Annotated in this window: 19 protein-coding genes; 3 read left to right on the top strand and 16 right to left on the bottom strand. The window is 44.5% G+C overall.

The window, feature by feature from the left end:
• Positions 1-4 precede the first annotated feature (4 nt).
• The 12 genes from NYE72_RS08170 to NYE72_RS08115 all read right to left on the bottom strand — a co-directional run bounded on the left by NYE72_RS08170 (position 5) and on the right by NYE72_RS08115 (position 9604).
• Positions 5-832 (bottom strand): hypothetical protein, encoded by an 828-nt coding sequence (locus NYE72_RS08170; protein ID WP_339211693.1) that lies wholly within the window; start codon positions 830-832, stop codon positions 5-7.
• Positions 811-1692 (bottom strand): hypothetical protein, encoded by an 882-nt coding sequence (locus NYE72_RS08165; protein ID WP_036684504.1) that lies wholly within the window; start codon positions 1690-1692, stop codon positions 811-813. The genes NYE72_RS08170 and NYE72_RS08165 overlap by 22 nt, the downstream gene beginning before the upstream one ends.
• Positions 1692-3056 (bottom strand): AAA family ATPase, encoded by a 1365-nt coding sequence (locus tag NYE72_RS08160; RefSeq protein WP_076146947.1) that lies wholly within the window; start codon positions 3054-3056, stop codon positions 1692-1694. The genes NYE72_RS08165 and NYE72_RS08160 overlap by 1 nt, the downstream gene beginning before the upstream one ends.
• Before the next feature lie 223 nt (positions 3057-3279).
• Entirely contained in the window at positions 3280-4191 is a 912-nt protein-coding gene (locus tag NYE72_RS08155; protein ID WP_076101643.1) for a 5'-3' exonuclease H3TH domain-containing protein, read from the bottom strand.
• Between the two features lie 48 nt (positions 4192-4239).
• A complete protein-coding gene (locus tag NYE72_RS08150; protein WP_339211692.1) occupies positions 4240-4605 on the bottom strand; it encodes an arsenate reductase family protein in 366 nt (121 codons plus the stop codon).
• A 193-nt stretch (positions 4606-4798) separates the two neighbouring features.
• Positions 4799-5785 (bottom strand): RluA family pseudouridine synthase, encoded by a 987-nt coding sequence (locus tag NYE72_RS08145; protein WP_038569539.1) that lies wholly within the window; start codon positions 5783-5785, stop codon positions 4799-4801.
• Position 5786: 1 nt separating this feature from the next.
• Complete coding sequence (locus NYE72_RS08140; protein ID WP_036684514.1) at positions 5787-6353, bottom strand: cob(I)yrinic acid a,c-diamide adenosyltransferase; 567 nt, start codon at positions 6351-6353, stop codon at positions 5787-5789.
• Between the two features lie 170 nt (positions 6354-6523).
• A complete protein-coding gene (locus NYE72_RS08135; RefSeq protein WP_232061510.1) occupies positions 6524-6712 on the bottom strand; it encodes an aspartyl-phosphate phosphatase Spo0E family protein in 189 nt (62 codons plus the stop codon).
• A gap of 250 nt (positions 6713-6962) precedes the next feature.
• Entirely contained in the window at positions 6963-8183 is a 1221-nt protein-coding gene (locus tag NYE72_RS08130; RefSeq protein WP_076297597.1) for an aminotransferase class I/II-fold pyridoxal phosphate-dependent enzyme, read from the bottom strand.
• A 13-nt stretch (positions 8184-8196) separates the two neighbouring features.
• Positions 8197-8697 (bottom strand): Lrp/AsnC family transcriptional regulator, encoded by a 501-nt coding sequence (locus tag NYE72_RS08125; RefSeq protein ID WP_036683529.1) that lies wholly within the window; start codon positions 8695-8697, stop codon positions 8197-8199.
• Positions 8698-8956: 259 nt separating this feature from the next.
• Positions 8957-9340: a spore coat protein gene (locus tag NYE72_RS08120; RefSeq protein WP_036683532.1), complete on the bottom strand. Its 384-nt coding sequence runs from the start codon at positions 9338-9340 to the stop codon at positions 8957-8959.
• 30 nt (positions 9341-9370) lie between these two features.
• The gene (locus NYE72_RS08115) at positions 9371-9604 is read right to left on the bottom strand and encodes a spore coat protein (RefSeq protein ID WP_036683535.1); all 234 of its coding nucleotides are present in this window, start codon (positions 9602-9604) and stop codon (positions 9371-9373) included.
• 175 nt (positions 9605-9779) lie between these two features.
• On the opposite strand from NYE72_RS08115, the gene NYE72_RS08110 reads away from it, so the two are divergent.
• Entirely contained in the window at positions 9780-11030 is a 1251-nt protein-coding gene (locus NYE72_RS08110; protein ID WP_339211691.1) for an FAD-dependent oxidoreductase, read from the top strand.
• Between the two features lie 429 nt (positions 11031-11459).
• On the opposite strand, the gene NYE72_RS08105 is transcribed toward NYE72_RS08110, so the two are convergent.
• The 3 genes from NYE72_RS08105 to NYE72_RS08095 form a co-directional block, all read right to left on the bottom strand.
• The gene (locus NYE72_RS08105) at positions 11460-12005 is read right to left on the bottom strand and encodes a hypothetical protein (RefSeq protein WP_051491295.1); all 546 of its coding nucleotides are present in this window, start codon (positions 12003-12005) and stop codon (positions 11460-11462) included.
• A gap of 212 nt (positions 12006-12217) precedes the next feature.
• Positions 12218-12637, bottom strand: coding sequence for a DUF350 domain-containing protein (locus NYE72_RS08100; protein WP_036683543.1), 420 nt, complete (start codon positions 12635-12637; stop codon positions 12218-12220).
• Positions 12638-12668: 31 nt separating this feature from the next.
• The gene (locus tag NYE72_RS08095) at positions 12669-15035 is read right to left on the bottom strand and encodes an endonuclease MutS2 (protein WP_339211690.1); all 2367 of its coding nucleotides are present in this window, start codon (positions 15033-15035) and stop codon (positions 12669-12671) included.
• A gap of 152 nt (positions 15036-15187) precedes the next feature.
• Here NYE72_RS08095 and NYE72_RS08090 point away from each other — a divergent pair, with 152 nt between their 5' ends.
• Entirely contained in the window at positions 15188-15535 is a 348-nt protein-coding gene (locus NYE72_RS08090) for a phage holin family protein (RefSeq protein ID WP_036683548.1), read from the top strand.
• Positions 15536-15606: 71 nt separating this feature from the next.
• Here the strand turns inward: NYE72_RS08090 and NYE72_RS08085 are convergent, their stop codons facing one another.
• Positions 15607-16674, bottom strand: a complete 1068-nt coding sequence (locus NYE72_RS08085; RefSeq protein WP_038569534.1) for a GGDEF domain-containing protein — start codon at positions 16672-16674, stop codon at positions 15607-15609.
• A gap of 315 nt (positions 16675-16989) precedes the next feature.
• On the opposite strand from NYE72_RS08085, the gene NYE72_RS08080 reads away from it, so the two are divergent.
• Positions 16990-17343, top strand: a complete 354-nt coding sequence (locus NYE72_RS08080) for a cupredoxin domain-containing protein (protein ID WP_235219496.1) — start codon at positions 16990-16992, stop codon at positions 17341-17343.
• The last annotated feature ends 137 nt before the right edge of the window (positions 17344-17480 follow it).

Raw genomic sequence — 17480 nt, 5'->3', positions numbered from 1 at the left:
CCCTTTACTGATCCGCCAACCGATCGGCCAGCTTTTGAATCTCTTTTTTAAAATATTTATTAATTAGGGGGTTATCTTTTATGTACAGCCTGCCCTCATGTGCACGAACTACGGCATCCTTCACAAGTGGCAGTACAGAAACTATGTTAAAACCCATGTCCTTTATAACCTTATAATCAAATTCAATATGCTGAATATTCATCATCACCACACTGGTGAACTTAGCCGTACTTATCCCCACCGATTTAGCATAATCCAGCAGCTTCACCATATTTATGGTAGCTTCCATCCTCTCTGTTGCCGTAAAGAATCCTATGTGACAATACTTCATGGCACCCAGACAAAATTCCAATGGTGGGTTGTTGGGAATGTCGATCAGCACGATATCAAACATCTGCTTAAGTGTAGTAATTACACGCTCTAAATTTCCAAACTCAAAATCAAAATACTCCTCCATTAGATCCTGTGGACTAGCTGATAACAGGAACAGCTTCTCGTATTTGGTCCGCTGCAATTCATCTCGGAAATCTACCTTGTCGCTTTTTAACACCTTAATTAATCCTTGCCCCTTCTTATGTGCAGGGACATCTAGAAATTGATATAAGTTCGGATAAAACACCTTAAGGTCAACCACACAAGTATTTAGACCCTTTTGAGATAACAAATATCCTAAGTTGCTTATGAGCATGGCATTATCTACGCCATCACAAGCAGGTATAAAACCTACTACACTATAAATCAGATTATTCTCTTGAAGTTCGGCACCGACGAGATCCTTAGATGATATTTTCTGAAAAATGCTGTCGATTCCTAATCCTCTTTTCCGATCCACGATTCCACCTCTTTCTCCAAAGTGGGCAGTTGGTCAATGATGACATCACTACTTTTTCTGCTCAGTATGGTAATCAGAAATGAATTTCCATTAAGTCCTTTGTATTTGGCATAATTGTTAATTTGTGCACTCGTCCCCTCGAGGAGTAATGCTTTAGGTTGAATGTTCTTTAAGAAATCTTTACTCTTCATAACATTTTGTTTCTTATCCTCATCCAGTTTCTGCACCTCTTTATATACTTCGTAGATGGAATGACTACTTGCGTTGAGCATATCCTTCACAACAATGCTTTCAAACAATACTTCAGTTTTTTTGATCGTATTCGTGGACTCGGAATAAATAGCGTTTGGATTGCCACCCGGGGCATCCTTCTCCTCTACCTCATAGGACACACGGATACGAACACGGTCTCCTGGCATTAGAATATCTCCACCAACCTCCAGAAAATTATAAGGAAGCGTCAAGACCTCATTTTCCTCATTCACTTGATACAGCCATTCATTTTTTTGCGGTTTTTCATCCAGCAACTGATCTTTGTAGAGCACGCTGTTTTCTCGAAGATAATATGCGGACAGTTTATCCTTCACCGAATCTATATCTTCAGACAACACCATGTCCTCCGTGTATTCTTTTTTGATAATATTGTATTTCTCAATCATAGGCTCCGTAATGACTACGTAAGCCGGAATACCATCACTCTGCTTCACCCGCAACACCTCTACCACATCGCTGGCATCTTTGCTGGCTTTCGTAATGAACATATAAGAAACCACGATGATCAATAGACTAAAGAGCAATGCTGCAACCCGCTTGAACATTTGCTTATTGGGTGTCGCGTTTTTAAGCCCACTTAAATCCATTAACTACTCCCCTCCAGTAATCTAAGAAGTATATTTCCATATGCCCGCTCATGGTCTTTGTTTGAATATACAAGCGGCACATCGGTTTCAATCTGAGTATCAAAGTCCGTGTCATAAGAGATATGACCTGCCACTTTCATTCCGTATGTAAAGCTTTCTAAAAGACCGGATGTAGCAACTGCACTTACCTTGTCTGGTACGAAAATTTCACCTTGAAATCTGGAACGGTCATTATATTTGGTGACAATTACTTTTGATTTAGCATTCAAATAGGCCGTATTTTCCTTATTCAGTGTCTCTTCCACATTCCTCAGAGTGCTTAAAACAGCATATAGATTATTGGGAATACAGAGGCCAAAGCTGTCGATATGGATTAATGCTTCTCGAAATCTGTCTAATAAGTTCAGTGGTAGATCCAATAGGATCAAATTAAATTTGTTTCGGAGTAAGGACAACAGACCGACAAGTTTAGAGCTGGTGTAAAATTGCTGGATTAACTTGGGATCGGAAAAGCTGTAACCCAGTCCAGCCAGCCATAGGTTTTCTTTCAAATGAAAAGCCGTAGTCAAATAATCCTGAGGTCTTGCTAACGTTCGGATGAGAGATGCATTTATATCTTCATCCCGCTTGGTTCGTTCATGAAAGCTGCTAAAATACATATTCGTACTTCGATATTCGATATCCATATCCACGATTAATACATTCAGCCCCCGTTTACTCGCTTCACTTGCAACATTGATAGTTGTGCTGGTAATTCCGCATCCACTATGCCCGGTTATCGCTACAATACGACTAATCCCTCGGCTAATCTTATCAAGCTCCCTAGTAAGGGTATCCGTAGCCTGTAATTCAGTTGGGGCTTTCGGTTTCGGTTTAAAGCGATCCAGAAACGACCCTTTTCTGTCTGTACTCTTTTGGTGATTACTCTTATCGTCGTGAGGTCTGGAATGTTGTTTCAATTGAGGTTTGGTATCGGATAAATGCTCAAGAGCTTCCTGAAATAGTACTGGTGTAATGCGTATGTATTCGTAATTCTTAATTTGGAGATTCGGATATCTATAGCTGAGATTCTCCCATTCTGTATCTTTCCTTATGTACCTGGTGAGGATTAAAATCTTTACATTTGACTTTTGATTAGCTACGAGCCAATTGATTAGGTTATTTAAATCACTCCTGTTCTGTTCCATCCTCAGAGATAATGCATCATCTGTTATTAATATGCTATCTATAGAAGGATTGATGTTTTGCAAAAACTCCAAAACACCTCCAAGGACTAATTCAGACTCGTTCACTACGTCCATGGTCCGCCTGCAATAATTACCTACTATCTTCTGAAACTTGTGCGTGACCAAAAGTATCTTCATCTCATCATCACCTACTATGGAAAATAATCCCTATGTATTTCCTTTGAAATTTCATTAAACCAATATCCATGATTAGAAACCTTAATTTGTAATTCAGTCAAAAAAAGACATATATTGATAAATTTCCACATGAATTCGACAACAAAAAAAAGCAGGTCAAGGATAGTAACCTTGACCTGCCATTATGTTTATTCACATTTTCATCAGAAGAGAACCTCTCTCCTTAACCCAGATCACCTAACTCAATCTGTACAATTCCCCGTTCGTCCTGCACCTCAGCGATCAAATGCATCAGGCTGCCGAATTCCAGTTCTTGAAATTTACGCGCGGCTGTTTCCCGCTGTAATTGCCATAAAGCTTCTGCCAGCTCACAGACCACAGGCACATCACAACGGATTTCAGCCAGCTCCCTTGATAGATGCAGCATATCTAGGTCGGCTTCAATTTTGGACCGTACACCTTTAGGGAGCAAGTGAAGATTCTCAATTACACCTTCAACTGTACCGTACTCTGTTAACAGCTTCAGCGCGGTTTTCTCACCAATCCCTTTTACACCAGGGTAATTATCACTTGTATCGCCCATAAAGCCCTTCAGGTCAATAACCTGTCTAGGGGTTAGACCTTTATCCTCAAGCAATTCTGCAAGGTCATAAACTTTATAGTTGGAGCGTCCTTTTTTCATAATGACGACTTTAACATTCTCATCAATAAGCTGCAGCATATCATGGTCACCCGTCAGAATGTAAACCTCAGAATTATCGCTGTAACAGGATGCCAGCGTACCTATGCAATCATCTGCTTCATAGCCGGCAAGACCAATGTTTGGCACACCTAGCTCAGCCACCACTTCTTTTACTAGGTCAAACTGCGGAATTAATTCCAGCGGAGCTTCGATCCGGTTGGATTTGTATCCATCATATTTCTCGGTGCGGAACGTTCCTTTGCCCATATCCCAGCAGCATACGACGTGAGAAGGCTCAAACGTACTTACTGCATCAAAAAAATACTGCAAAAATCCATATACTGCATTCGTTGGCAATCCATCTTTTGTCTTGCGAATATATCCTCCATAAGAGGTCGCATAAAAGGCCCGGAACAGCAGAGCCATTCCATCTACAAGCATTACCCGGCCCATTGTTTCTGTTCTCACTTATAAACCTCTCCCTTGATCGTTGTATTGATATTAAACATTAGTCCAAGTATCGGCATATTGGTCTTCTTTGAATCCCACCGTAACTTTAACTCCATCGGTGACAATCGGACGTTTGATCAGCATCCCGTGGCTTGAGAGCAGCTCTAACTTCTCCTGTTCCGTAAGCTGGGGCAGCTTGTCCTTCAGACCTAATGATTTGTATACTTCACCGCTTGTATTAAAAAACTTCTTCAGCTCAAGGCCGCTGTTCGCGAGCAGCTCACGCAGCTCGTCCACCGTAGGTGGCTGCTCTACGATGTGCTGAAGCTCCAGCTCATGACCTTGTCCCTGCAACCATTTCACTGCGCTGCGGCAGGTGCTGCATTTGGGATATTGATATACTTTTAATTTGCTCATGCTGTGCTCCTTTAATAATCGGCTAATAATACCGTAACTACAAGGAATGTTTGGACTTCCGGCCGCTGTTGTCTACAGATTTCTTCAATTTTACCGTTAAACACGGTTGAAATCCGCAGACAAAGGCGGTCGCTATCGCTCCTACAGTTCCAAACTTCCCCTTCGCCACTCTATCGCCTGAATCATAATTTTATCACAAATTCGCTGTCAGACCTTGCTCCAATATTTTCTCCAAGACTGCCATGTCAGGTGGCAACGGGGCTTCGAATATCATTTCTTGCAGAAGCACCGGGTGCTTGAACGTCAGACGCACTGCGTGCAGTGCCTGACGCGGTATGGAAGCATCGAGTGCTGCAACGGACTCCAACTGCTCGCTTTGCGTTGAAGTAAATTCTGGTAGATTGTACAGCTCATGACGATACATGCTGTCTCCAATCAGTGGACAGCCGATAGAGGTCATATGGACCCGAATCTGATGCGTACGTCCACTCTCCAGCTTTAGTTCAACTCTGGAGCCGGCCGAATACACCTGCTTAACCTCATAGCGGGTTAGGGAAGGATATCCTTCCGGTGTCACGATACGCCGATGTGGCTCCTCAGGATCACGGTCGATAGGGCCGTCGATATCACCGGATAGCTCCGCAGGAACCCCATGAACAAATGCAGCGTAACGCTTATCCACAGTACCGGCGATCATCTGCTCGGAAATATGCTGATGGCTGTATGGATTTTTGGCGATCACTAACACACCGGAGGTTTCCTGATCCAGGCGGTGAACAGGCCGGAAACGGAAGCGTTCATTCTTCTGCGCCCAATAATAAACCACGCCATTGGCAAGCGTGTCGGTGTAATGTCCATGTGTTGGATGAACTATAATTCCCGCTGCCTTGTTAACCACTAGCAGATGTTCATCTTCAAATAGAATCTCGAATGGAATCGGCTGCGGTAAAATATCATCCGAAGTCTCCGTTTCCATGCGGATCTGCACGGTATCTCCTGCCTTAACATGCACACTAATGTATACACGTTCACCATTTAATGTAATGCCTTGTTCCGTCTGCTTCAGCCGGGAGAGTAGCTTGCGTGAGACATCCATCCGTTTGTGCAGGATTGTCTTCAGCAGGAAGTCATCCTCTTCTGGCGGTATGATATAAGTAATGGGTGAATAATAGCTTGTCATATTAGTCTCGAAACACCTTTTTACTACGGATGTATTCTACATCAGTAATCCCTGACCGTGTATTAGCCGTTCTAGCCAACGCGAAAAAATAATCCGACAATCGATTGAGATAAATCACCGCTTCTGGGTTTATGTCCGCATTTCGCCCTAAGGTAACTGCCCGGCGTTCCGCACGACGGCAAACCGTGCGGCATACATGTAGAACCGAAGCCAGCTGACTACCTCCTGGCAGGATAAATTTCTCTAGTGGTGGATTCTCCTCTTGTAGAGAATCTATCCAGCCTTCCAGCCGCTGAGCCATCTCACTTGTCACCATATATTGACCACCGTCAGCAAGTTTAACAAATGCTAAATCCGTGCCGCAATCAAACAGCTCATGCTGTATTTCGAGCAATTGCTCGCGGACATCGTCGAAATTATCACTTTCCATCAGGCTTCGTGCTTGCCCTACAAAACAATTCAGCTCATCGATCGTTCCGTAGGCCTCGACGCGGACATCATCCTTGCCGACCCGGCCGCCAATCACTGAAGTCTGACCTGCATCACCCGTACGTGTATAAATCGCCATGGTTTAAGCCTCCTATCCATTCTTGAAATCACATACTGATAGTTTAAGCTTTCTGCTATAAGGAAGGCAATAAAGATAGCAAATTAAGAGTATACACAATAACACCGTCATTAGTAAGAGTGAACAACAAAAAGAGGACCCTAGGGTCCTCTCAAGAGCATTCAGCAGCACTATTTTCCAGCCGGACGCCCCTTCATGTACTCATTTATTTTGAGGTCCAATAAACTGCTAATTTCAATCACATTATCCGAAGTGAATGATTTTTCCTGCAGGAAAAGCTGCTCCATCTTGCTGCGGAGTATTCTAATTTCATCTTCCAGAGAGAGTATGCGAGCAGAAGCATCACCCTTGGGGGGTATTTTCCCATTTCCAGAGAAACATTTCCCACCATAGGAAGGTAAGTAATAATCGGCGCTAAGCACAATCATCCCTCCCAAAAGTATTATTGAGCGCGTGCTGCAAAATAGCATAAAAGTTAAATAAAGCAACTTCAAAGCAACGCTTAGTTCCAGAGTAAATGGATCCTTGTAAGTTCTATTATAGGGGCTAATTACTCTCAAAGTAAAATAATACCATAGGATTGTATGATCGGCTATAGTTCAATTTTCACTAATCCGTTCTCTCACGTGTAAGCTTTGTGACAAAAGCACCAATGCGTTCTACTGCTTCGTTCAGTTGGGATACTGATGTGGCGTAGGAACAGCGCAAGTAACCTTCTCCACCTAATCCAAAGACACTTCCAGGCACAGCTGCAACCTTGTATTCAAGCAAAAGCCGCTGAGCAAATTGATCAGAAGTCAGCCCTGTCTTGCGCACGCTTGGGAAAGCGTAGAAGGCGCCCTGCGGCTCATGGCACTCCAGCCCCGCATCGCGTAGGCCTTTGACGACCAACCTCCGCCGTTGATTATAGGAATCTACCATCCGGTCCTTCTCTTCCATACCATTGGTCAGCGCTTCAAGTGCAGCCACCTGTCCCATAGAAGGAGCACACATCACAGTGTACTGGTGAATCTTAAGCATTGCAGCGATAAGATCCGGGTGACCACAAGCATAACCCATCCGCCATCCGGTCATTGCAAAAGCTTTGGAGAAGCCGCTAACCAGAATCGTACGGTCTATCATGCCTGGTAAAGAGGCAAAGCTGACGTGATTAATGCCATAAGACAACTCTGCATAAATCTCATCTGAAATCACTATAAGATCATGTTTCTCTACTACCTTAGCAATCGGCTCCCAATCTTCTCGGGTCATTACACTTCCCGTAGGGTTACTTGGGTAACACAAAATCAGAACCTTGGAGCGCGGAGTGATTTTGGCTTCCAGGCTTTCCGCAGTAAGTTTAAAGTTATTCTCACCAACCGTTTCAATACCTACAGGTATCCCTCCACCAATCGCGGTAATCGGCGAATAAGAGATATAACAAGGCTCCGGAATCAGAATTTCATCCCCCGGTGAAATCAGCGCACGTAGCGCCAAGTCGATGGCCTCACTCCCGCCAACGGTTGCAATAATTTGATTGGCAGGATCATATTCCACAGCAAAACGGCTGTGTAAGTAATTTGCGATCCCTTCCCGCAGTTCAGGCATCCCTGCATTGGATGTATACCCTGTAAACCCTCTTTCCAGCGAATAGACACAAGCCTCTCTAACATGCCAGGGGGTCTTAAAGTCAGGCTCTCCGACTCCCAGAGAGATGATATCCTTGCTACCTGCAGCCAGATCAAAAAACTTGCGGATACCCGAAGGTTGAATTTGCTGTACCAACGGGGCCAAATAAGAATCCATTGATTTGCTGTCTTCTCCAGTTAGCTGCGATTTATTCGTGATCATATGATTACTTCCTTTATGGAGAGATCATCAGACGGTTGTCTTCTTCATGCTCTTCGAAGATGATCCCGTCCTGTTTGTATTTTTTAAGGGTAAAATTCGTTTTGGTTGAAAGTACTGAATCGATTGGAGACAGCTTCTCAGATACGAAATTGGCTACTTCACGTAAATTCCGGCCTTCCACTTCCACCAGAAGATCATAAGCACCAGACATCAGATAAACTGATTTGACCTGTGGATACAGGTAGATTCGCTCGGCAATTCCTTCAAAACCACGCCCTCGTTCAGGCGTAATCTGCACCTCAATCAGTGCGGTTACCTTCTCATCGTCCACTTTATCCCAGTTTACAACGGCAGCATATTTTACAATGACATGATCTTTCTCCAACTGCTCAATCGCAGTCTTCACATCTTCTTCCTCCGCGCCAAGCAGCGTTGCCAAGAGTGCAGTAGATCTTCTCGCGTCTTCCTTAAGCAGTTCCAGCACTTTCCTCTTAAGCTCGTTCATTTCCTTCATGCCTTCCCTCCGGATAGTTCGCCAATGACGGTACGCTATTAATGCGTCGCCCCGCGAAAAGAGTTTAATACTAATATGACATGAAATGTGCATCTCTGCAAACAAAATAACCCTATAGGAGCTCCCATGAAAGGCTGAGTTTATATAGAGCATACTCACAAATATAGAAAAAACGCCCGTTCTACCGGATTTAACCAGTAAAAACGGGCGTTAGCTCCACACACATGAAGCGATTTGCTTCATTCGCCAACCATCATGGTTACATTAAATGAGAAGGCTGATGTTGTCCGTTAGCCGGAATATGAGCATTCTGAGCGGATGCGCCAAATTGCCCTGTTTTTTGTTGAACGAATTGCCCTGTTTGCTGTTGCATTTGCTGTGCGGTTTGAAGCTGCTTGTCCACATCTTGGCGCAATGCTTTTGCAGGTGCAGGATACATATTCAATTGAGACATATGCGTGTATAAATCACCTTGGAGTTGCAGTGTGTCCATGGTCATAGTATTAAAAACCCTACGAACCGCTGGACATGCTGATTCTGTAGCAGCTGTAGCATATTCGCGTACGGTCCGCTTCAAATCACACAAAATGGTGTTTAGTAAATCCTCATCCGGCATAAATGCTCCAGTATTTTGCGCGTTCATTAAATAACCTCCTTAGAATTAATATTGCAATTATTGTGGGCTTGTTGGCGCGTATTGTTGATGTTGTTGGATTAACTGAGTGAGCTCAGTCATGTGCTTGGTGTGATTTTGCATATGCTGCATACAAATTTGACGAACCTGTTGATTCTGTGTTGTCGCAGCCGTTGCTGCACATTGCTTAAGAAGCAAGTCCTCATTGGAGATGGAGTCAGCGATATATTCCAATTCTTTACCACTTAGCGCTTGCATTTGCGTTGATTGCATTTGTTGTAGTCCCTCCTTGTAGTTGATTCAAACAGGCATTAGTATGCCGCTTAAGCGCGCTATTTATTTGCCGAAAAGCACTAGAGAGTTATGACAGAAATAAGAACACGCTGCGAATGAGACGATAAATTGCCGCCAATACTAATCACGGCACGAATGAAGGAGCGAACAATTCATGAATTTAAATAGTGGAAACACACCTTGGTCTAGCACTTTACAGAACCCTCCGACTTACCCCACTCTAGAAGGTACTATTCATTGTGATTGTCTGGTTGTAGGCGCGGGAATGGGTGGAGCAATGGCTTCCTATCGTTTGTCCTTAAGTGGAGCGGATACTGTTCTGATTGAAAAAAAACGGGTCGGTAGCGGCAGCTCGCATGCTAACACAGGGCTCCTGCAAATTTCCAACGATAAATCATTAACCTCATGTATGAACACTTTTGGGCAAAAGAACGGTTTGCTCTTTTATCAGTTATGCCAAGCTGGGGTTAGGAACATTCTGGACCTGCCGGACAAGCTCGATATCGATCCACAGATCATTCCACGCAGCAGTCTTTTATATGCCAGCACATCAGAGGATGTACCTGCATTGCGGGAAGAATATGAGAATCTCGCAGCTAATGGTTTCGATTCTGAATTCTGGGAAGAGGAAAAGATTGCAGCTCTATACTCTTTTTCAAAACCAGCAGGACTTTATTCACGTGGGGATGCCGAAGCGAATCCTTATCGAACGGTGCACAGCTTAATCGCCAAGGCAGCGTCGAATGGTGTACGCGTCTTTGAACAGAGCGAAGCGAAACATTATGAGTTTACTAAGGATGGCGTGATTTGCCACACAGAAAATGGCCGGATTATTGCCAAGGATGTTATTTTTGCAATGGGTTATGAAACACAAGAGTTCAAAAAAGACCGGGGCGCTGAGCTGATCAACACGTATGCAGTGATGACCAAACCTTTAAAGGATCTTCCAAAATGGCATGAGCGTAGCCTGCTGTGGGAGACAGCCCGCCCTTATTTATATTTTCGGACAACTCCTGAAGGCAGGATTATTGCGGGAGGCAAGGATGAGCAGCTGACAGACCCTGAACGTCGTGAGGTCCGGGTAATCTCTCAAGGTCAAAAATTGCTTGAGGAGCTTGAGGCCTTATTTCCAGAAATCAAAGGCATTGAGCTGGAGTACTCCTGGGGTGCTGTGTTCGGTTCTACTCGTGATGGACTCCCATATATCGGCCCCCATCCAAAGTTCCCTCACTGTTATTTCATCGAGGGCTACGGAGGCAATGGGACTGTGTACAGTATGATCGCTGCGGAGTTGTTAACGGATACGATTGCCGGCAAACATCGGCCTGAGTTAGATTTATTCTCACTCACCCGGTCAGCCAAACCCTCTCCTTCTAAGAATTTGGACGTGATGAAACAAAGCTGATTAGCATAGAAAATAAAAAAGGGACTCTCCCACGTAGCCGCTCACGGCTTTTGGGACAATCCTGCTTTTAATTTTGCCTGCTTTAATCGTAAATCCATCATTCCATGGAGCTTGCGGACTCAATTGACGTTATTTACATGTTCTTAGCCTTTAAAACAAGGTTTCGGACTCCAGTGATACTATCCTTGGAAAGAGGCCCATATTTAGGCGTTTTTCAGACCAATAGCTGCACTGGAGTCCGATAGCATTCCAAATATCGAATAATGTTGCGCTTAAGGTCGGCTGTGTCCGTTTGCGGGTTACTATGCGCATCCGTCAGTGATTACATATACGCACGCTTTCGACAACGGTCAAGTAAGGTCCAAAAAAAGGAGCACGCCCCAGCAGCTATAAGCTTATGGGACAGCCCCTTTTTTTATATGCTTAACCTTACGCCTGAGCGTTGCTCAAATTGCGTACGAGCTGAATACGATCTTCCTGTGCCAGACTGTGCTGAACATGGAAGCATGAAGGACACACGTAAACATTGAGTGAGAATGGAGCGGTTAATACCGATTTACCTAATGTTGCTGGAGCAGACGGCTCAAAGCTGCTCACAGGCTGCTTACCCGCAAGGATCGTAAGCTCATGGCATTGAGTACATTCCGGAGCCTCCTCCTGAATGGCTAGAATAGCTGAAACACTCTCTTCGTACTTGTTCAAATCATAATCATCGCCGAATTGATTAAGCGTATTGTAGATTGGAACTACGCTGTCTTTATCAGGCTCTCCCCAAAGATCATCGTCATTAACAACCTCTTGTTTGGGTTCTTCTACGACTTCCTCTACTTCTTCTTCTTCGATGCCGTCAATCCCAACAGTGACCGTGCGGTATCCGCTAAGCTCATTGTTACAGTGAGGACAATTCTCCTCAGGTCCAAATTCCTCATCCCATACAATTTCAGTATGACACCAAGGGCATACAGTTGTTTCCATCTTTTTAATCTCCTTCATACTTTCACTTTTAAATTTAATTCATCATTAAATAAATAATACCGGCTGCTATAAAAGCAATCGCTGACAGAAACAGAACTCGGGTGAGAATCTTCATGATTTCCTCCTAAGATACCCCACAAAGAGTGGGACTGCTCATTTCAAAGCTTGTCCAGATCCATAATCCTTTGCAGGGTGTCCTGATAAGGACGGATTTAAAAAATAGCCGCACCAATTACATAAGACAACGATACCGAGATCAGCATGGCAATAAGTCCAACAGCACGGTTATCCGCAGCGATCTCCTCGTCAATAGAGAATACAGGGGTCAGAAATTCAAATAAAAAATAGGCAAGCAGCAGCAGCAAAAAACCGACGACGGACCACTTCATGGTCTCATAAATTGAAACACCAGCTTCAATGCTGAAACGCAGTACGTTGCAAATCCCGAAGATTTTACCGCCTGTGGCCATTGCCACTGCCAGGTTTCCCTTACGTATTTCTTCCCAGCAATTATATTTCGTTACCATTTCAAAAAAAGACAGAAATACAACTAGCCCAAGAATCGCCACTGCGAAGTAGCCAAGCAAGGCACCTAGCGGATGACCCAGCAAAAGATCAATATCTTCTTGCACGCTTTCCCCTTCTTTCTGCCGGGAAATCCCGCTATTGCAGCTCAGCCACAGTTACGCCCGCGCCGCCTTCGTTATAATTCCCGAGCCGATAACTCTTCACATGCTTGTGCTTACGCAAATATTCCTGAATTCCTGTGCGCAGCACACCCGTTCCTTTACCATGAATGATGGCGATTTGGCCCAGATTACCTAAAAAGGCTTCATCGATAAAACGATCTGTTTCCATGATAGCTTCCTCCAGGTTAGTCCCGCGCAAATCCAGTTCACTGCGAATGTTCTCATCACGGGAACGTTTGACGGTTGTCGCATGGCGAAGGGCCGTTGGCGCAGCTGTTGCCTTCGAGGAGAGCAATTCCAAATCATCCAGCCTTACCTTCATCTTCATAATGCCAAACTGCACCAGCGCCTCTTTAGTACCGCTTAGCTCCACCACAAAGCCCTTTTGGTTCAAGCTGTCGACTTTCACTTCATCTCCAGGACCAATTGTCCGTGGGGCCTTGGCAGTCTTGCGGGTAGCAGCCTTCTTGCGCGGTGATGGCTCAGCTTCATCCAGACGTCGCCGCGCTTCAATCAGCTTATGCTCTTTAACTGAAGCTCCTTCTTCCATAGCCAAGCGGCGCAAATCACTGATAATTTCCTCAGCTTCCTTACGCGCTTTGTCCAGGATCGCGCTGGCGTCCTTCTCTGCCTTCTCGAGGCGTTTCTCGCGCTGGCTTTCCAGCTTCTCAAGCTCTTGCTGTTGTCTGCTGCGTAGCTCCTCCACTTCACGGCGGATGCCCTCTGCACGTTCATGCTCCTGTTCCGCTCCCAGCCGATTCTCTTCGAGAGAAGCAATCATATGCTCCACGCGCAGATCTTCTTCCTTCACTTCACCGCGGGCATGCTCCAGAATCGCATGAGGCAGGCCTAGACGCTCAGCAATCGCAAAAGCGTTGCTTCGTCCCGGTACGCCGATCAACAAGCGATAGGTTGGGCTAAGGGTCTGGACATCAAATTCCATACTGGCATTGATGACTCCCTTACGCTCATAAGCGTAAGCTTTCAATTCGCTATAATGTGTTGTTGCGACCATCCGGCATTCGATCCGGTGAATATGCTCCAGAATGGCAATTGCCAGCGCAGAGCCTTCTGCCGGGTCGGTTCCAGCACCCACTTCATCAAGCAGAATAAGGCTCTTAGGAGTCATTCTACGCAGAATGGAGATAATATTAGTCATATGACTAGAGAAGGTACTCAGACTTTGCTCAATGCTCTGTTCATCGCCAATATCAGCATAAATGGCATCAAATACACACATCTGGCTGCCTTCCTCTGCTGGAATAAACAAGCCGGACATCGACATTAAGCTTAACAAGCCGATGGTTTTGAGGGTAACGGTCTTACCACCGGTATTCGGTCCGGTTACGATAATTGAGCTGTATTGATTGCCCAGCTCCACGTCCAAAGGAACCACATGCTCCGCTGGAATAAGCGGATGCCGCCCTTTGCGCAGCTTAAGATAACCGCGGTCATTCATGCGCGGCTGAGTAGCCTTCATATCACGAGCAAGACGCGCCTTGGAGAAGATGAAGTCCAGTTCTCCCAGAATATCAATATCGTAGGTCATTTCTTCCGCAATGTCGGCTACAAGTGCCGTCAGCCTGTGTAAAATGATCTCCATTTCCCGTTCCTCGCGCAGCCGTGTTTCACGAAGTTTATTATTCATCGCCACAATAGACTCTGGCTCGATAAATAAAGTCGCTCCTGATCCAGACTGATCATGTACGATACCGCCGAAATGGGCACGGTACTCCGCTTTTACAGGAATAACAAACCGATCACCACGAATGGTTACCAGCTGATCCTGCAGCATTTTCGCTACTGAAGACGAACGAATCATCGAATCCAGCTTCTCACGAATTCTGGTCTCTCCTCCGCGCAATTCACGGCGAATGTTAGCCAGCTCAGAACTAGCTGTATCAAGTACATCAGCATTCTCGTCTATACATAAGCGGATGGCATCTTCCACATGTTTTTGCTCCGATAAAACGTCGCTCAGTGAGAACAGGAGCTCAATCTTTTCTTCCTCATGCATAGCTGCCAGGAAACGTTTGACTCTGCGTGCGCCGCCAATGGTATTTCCAACGGCCAGCAGCTCAGTTGTTCCCAGCATTCCGCCTATAGACGCACGTTTTAGTGCAGCTCGAATATCGCTTACCCCGCCGAACGAAGGAATACCCTTCAGGCGGTCCACATTAGCCGCTTCATCCGTGGCTTGAAGCAGCTTCTTCACGCCTTCGAAATCGCCGGAGGGTCTTAGCTGCTCAGCAGCCAATCTCCCCATGGGGGTTTGCGTATATTGCATTAATTTATTTAAAATCTTGCGATATTCAAGCGTATGCAAAATTTTGTCGTCCAATTACAGTCACAGCTCCCTTCATAGATGTTTCCATTATACAGAATTCAGGTCAATTTCGCTATTTGGGTCTTATTTTTAAGCATAGAATCACGTAATAAGGTCACAATAAGAACTGCACATATCCTTAGCATGGGCCAAAGGAGGTTAGTACAGTGAATTTCTTAAGTCATGTTGGTCGTTTTGTGGTCGCAGCGCTTGTTCTGATGGTTGTTGGCTGGATTGTTCCACAGTTCACGGTTGGTGGGTTCTGGAGCGCTCTAATCCTTGCACTGGTGATTGCGCTACTCGGCTGGGTAGTCGAAGGAATCTTCGGAAAAAAAGCAACGCCTTTCGGTCGCGGTATCGTCGGCTTTATTGTCAGTGCGGTAGTTATCTGGGTCGCTCAATTCGTAGTCAGCGGAGTCAGCGTATCCATTCTGGGTGCCATTTTAGCAGCTCTGGTCATTGGGATTATCGACTTGTTCCTGCCGGTATCCACTCCATTTGAGGCCGCTAAGTAACAAAAGCTCTTCACAACACAGAACCCCTTATTCCCGGTTCTTCTCCGGCAATAAGGGGTTCTGTGTTGTTTTTATGCAAAAGACACAATCTCCTCTTTATGACTTTCAGCACAGTTGACCACTCTGTTCTTGCCTTGCTTTTTAGCGGTATAAAGCGCCTTGTCTGTTTTACGGAAGAGAAGCTCTTTCCCATCCCCAAGCTGATAATCACAAATTCCAATGCTAACGGTAATCGGCTTGTTCCCAGCCTGCAAATGTTCAATTTGAGCAATATTTTTCCGTAATTTTTCTACTGCTTCATAGGACTCCGAGAAACTTTTATCTGTAAAAATCACAGCGAACTCTTCCCCGCCATACCTAGCCGCAAAATCATTTAATTCAATCATACCGCCTACCTTGTCCGCTATCACCTTAAGCACAAGGTCTCCAACCCTGTGTCCGTAGGTATCATTCACTTGCTTGAAGTTATCAATATCGAAAAGAGCCAGCTGCAGTTGAAGGTTGTTGCTTTCACATTGCTCCAATAATGAATCCAAATATTCATGAAAGGTTTTATGATTATAGAGTCCAGTAAGTGCGTCAATCTTCAGCAGCTTATCCGAAATAGCCCTCTCCACCATTAGATCTTGGCCCGCCTTCGTTAATCTCTCTAAATTTATACGCGCTTCACGAGCACGAATAATTACTGCAATAGCCATCAGCACAAATACCAAAAATACACACTCTACCATCAAGAATTCAAGCAGCGGTTTATGTAGGAATGGCCGTTCCAACCCAAAATATACCCCAGCATAAAACACAATACTAAATAACCCCATTATGTACAGGAGCTTACGATCAAAATAAATAAGAGCAACCATAATCGGCATCATAAGTGTCATCTGAGCACCGTCAACAAAAGGCTCTAATACAAAATACATAAGGTAGGACACTAAAAAACCACAGCTAACCACCCCATATTTAGGGGACTGTTTACTATAACGCAGCCACAGCTCCGCAGTAATCATAAGGACCACAATTAGTAAATTACAGGCTATAAATAAATGCCACAGGTTCGTGTCCATTGTTGTTTTTATTTGGAGTCGGTCAATATTCGACAAAAACAGCAACTGTGAGATTAATAAAAGAATGACTACCATCCAATAGCCTTTTAAGATTCTACGGTGCCAAACCTCCGTACTTAGCGCATCGTTAATACTTGTAATATGTATCCCCTACTTTTAGACGTTAATGTAATAGCTTTCATTATAATAAATTTTAGTTATATTTTCATCATTTTTTTGCAATTTACGACAAAGTTTGAACAGTCTGCCTGTTCACAGATTTTTCACATTTAATCAAAGCGCTTTCTTAAATTTTAAGTTATGATGTCTACATAATTGTCACATTTTCACTATGCTTGGACTTCTTGGGAGGGGATTTAGATCATTAAAAAATTTGCAATTCTACTTTCAATGGTGTTCGTTATAGCACTTACAGCCTGTGGGAACAGCAATGATAGTGCTGCTGGCAATGCTAACACATCGGAGCCGGAGATCGAGGCAGAAACAGAACTCATAATTACAGCTACGAATTACAGCTTTGATCAGGAAGAATATCATCTAAAAAAGGGTGTACCCGTCAAAATCATTTTTAAAAATGATGACGGCAATCACGGTATCCTTATTCCTGAGTTCGAGCTGCAGCTTAATGAAAAAAAATCCTCAAAGGTGATCGTACCAGAGGAAGCTGGAACTTTCGAAATGACCTGTTCCATTATGTGTGGCTCCGGACATAGCGGAATGAGAGCTACTATCATCGTGGAATAGATTACACATAAACAGCCGATTATTAGGGATTCTCCCTGATATCGGCTGTTTTTTTAATCTGAGCTCATTAATAAAGAGTGCTGACCCGAGATAGATCTCTCTACTCATCAGGTCAGCCCTCTTACTTGCATCCGGCA

This window comes from Paenibacillus sp. FSL L8-0333, assembly GCF_037965665.1.
In the GTDB taxonomy this organism is placed as follows: Bacteria; Bacillota; Bacilli; order Paenibacillales; family Paenibacillaceae; genus Paenibacillus_AQ; species Paenibacillus_AQ odorifer.
The sequence above is the reverse complement of the archived record's forward strand: the minus strand, read 5'-3'. Positions and strand labels throughout refer to the sequence as shown.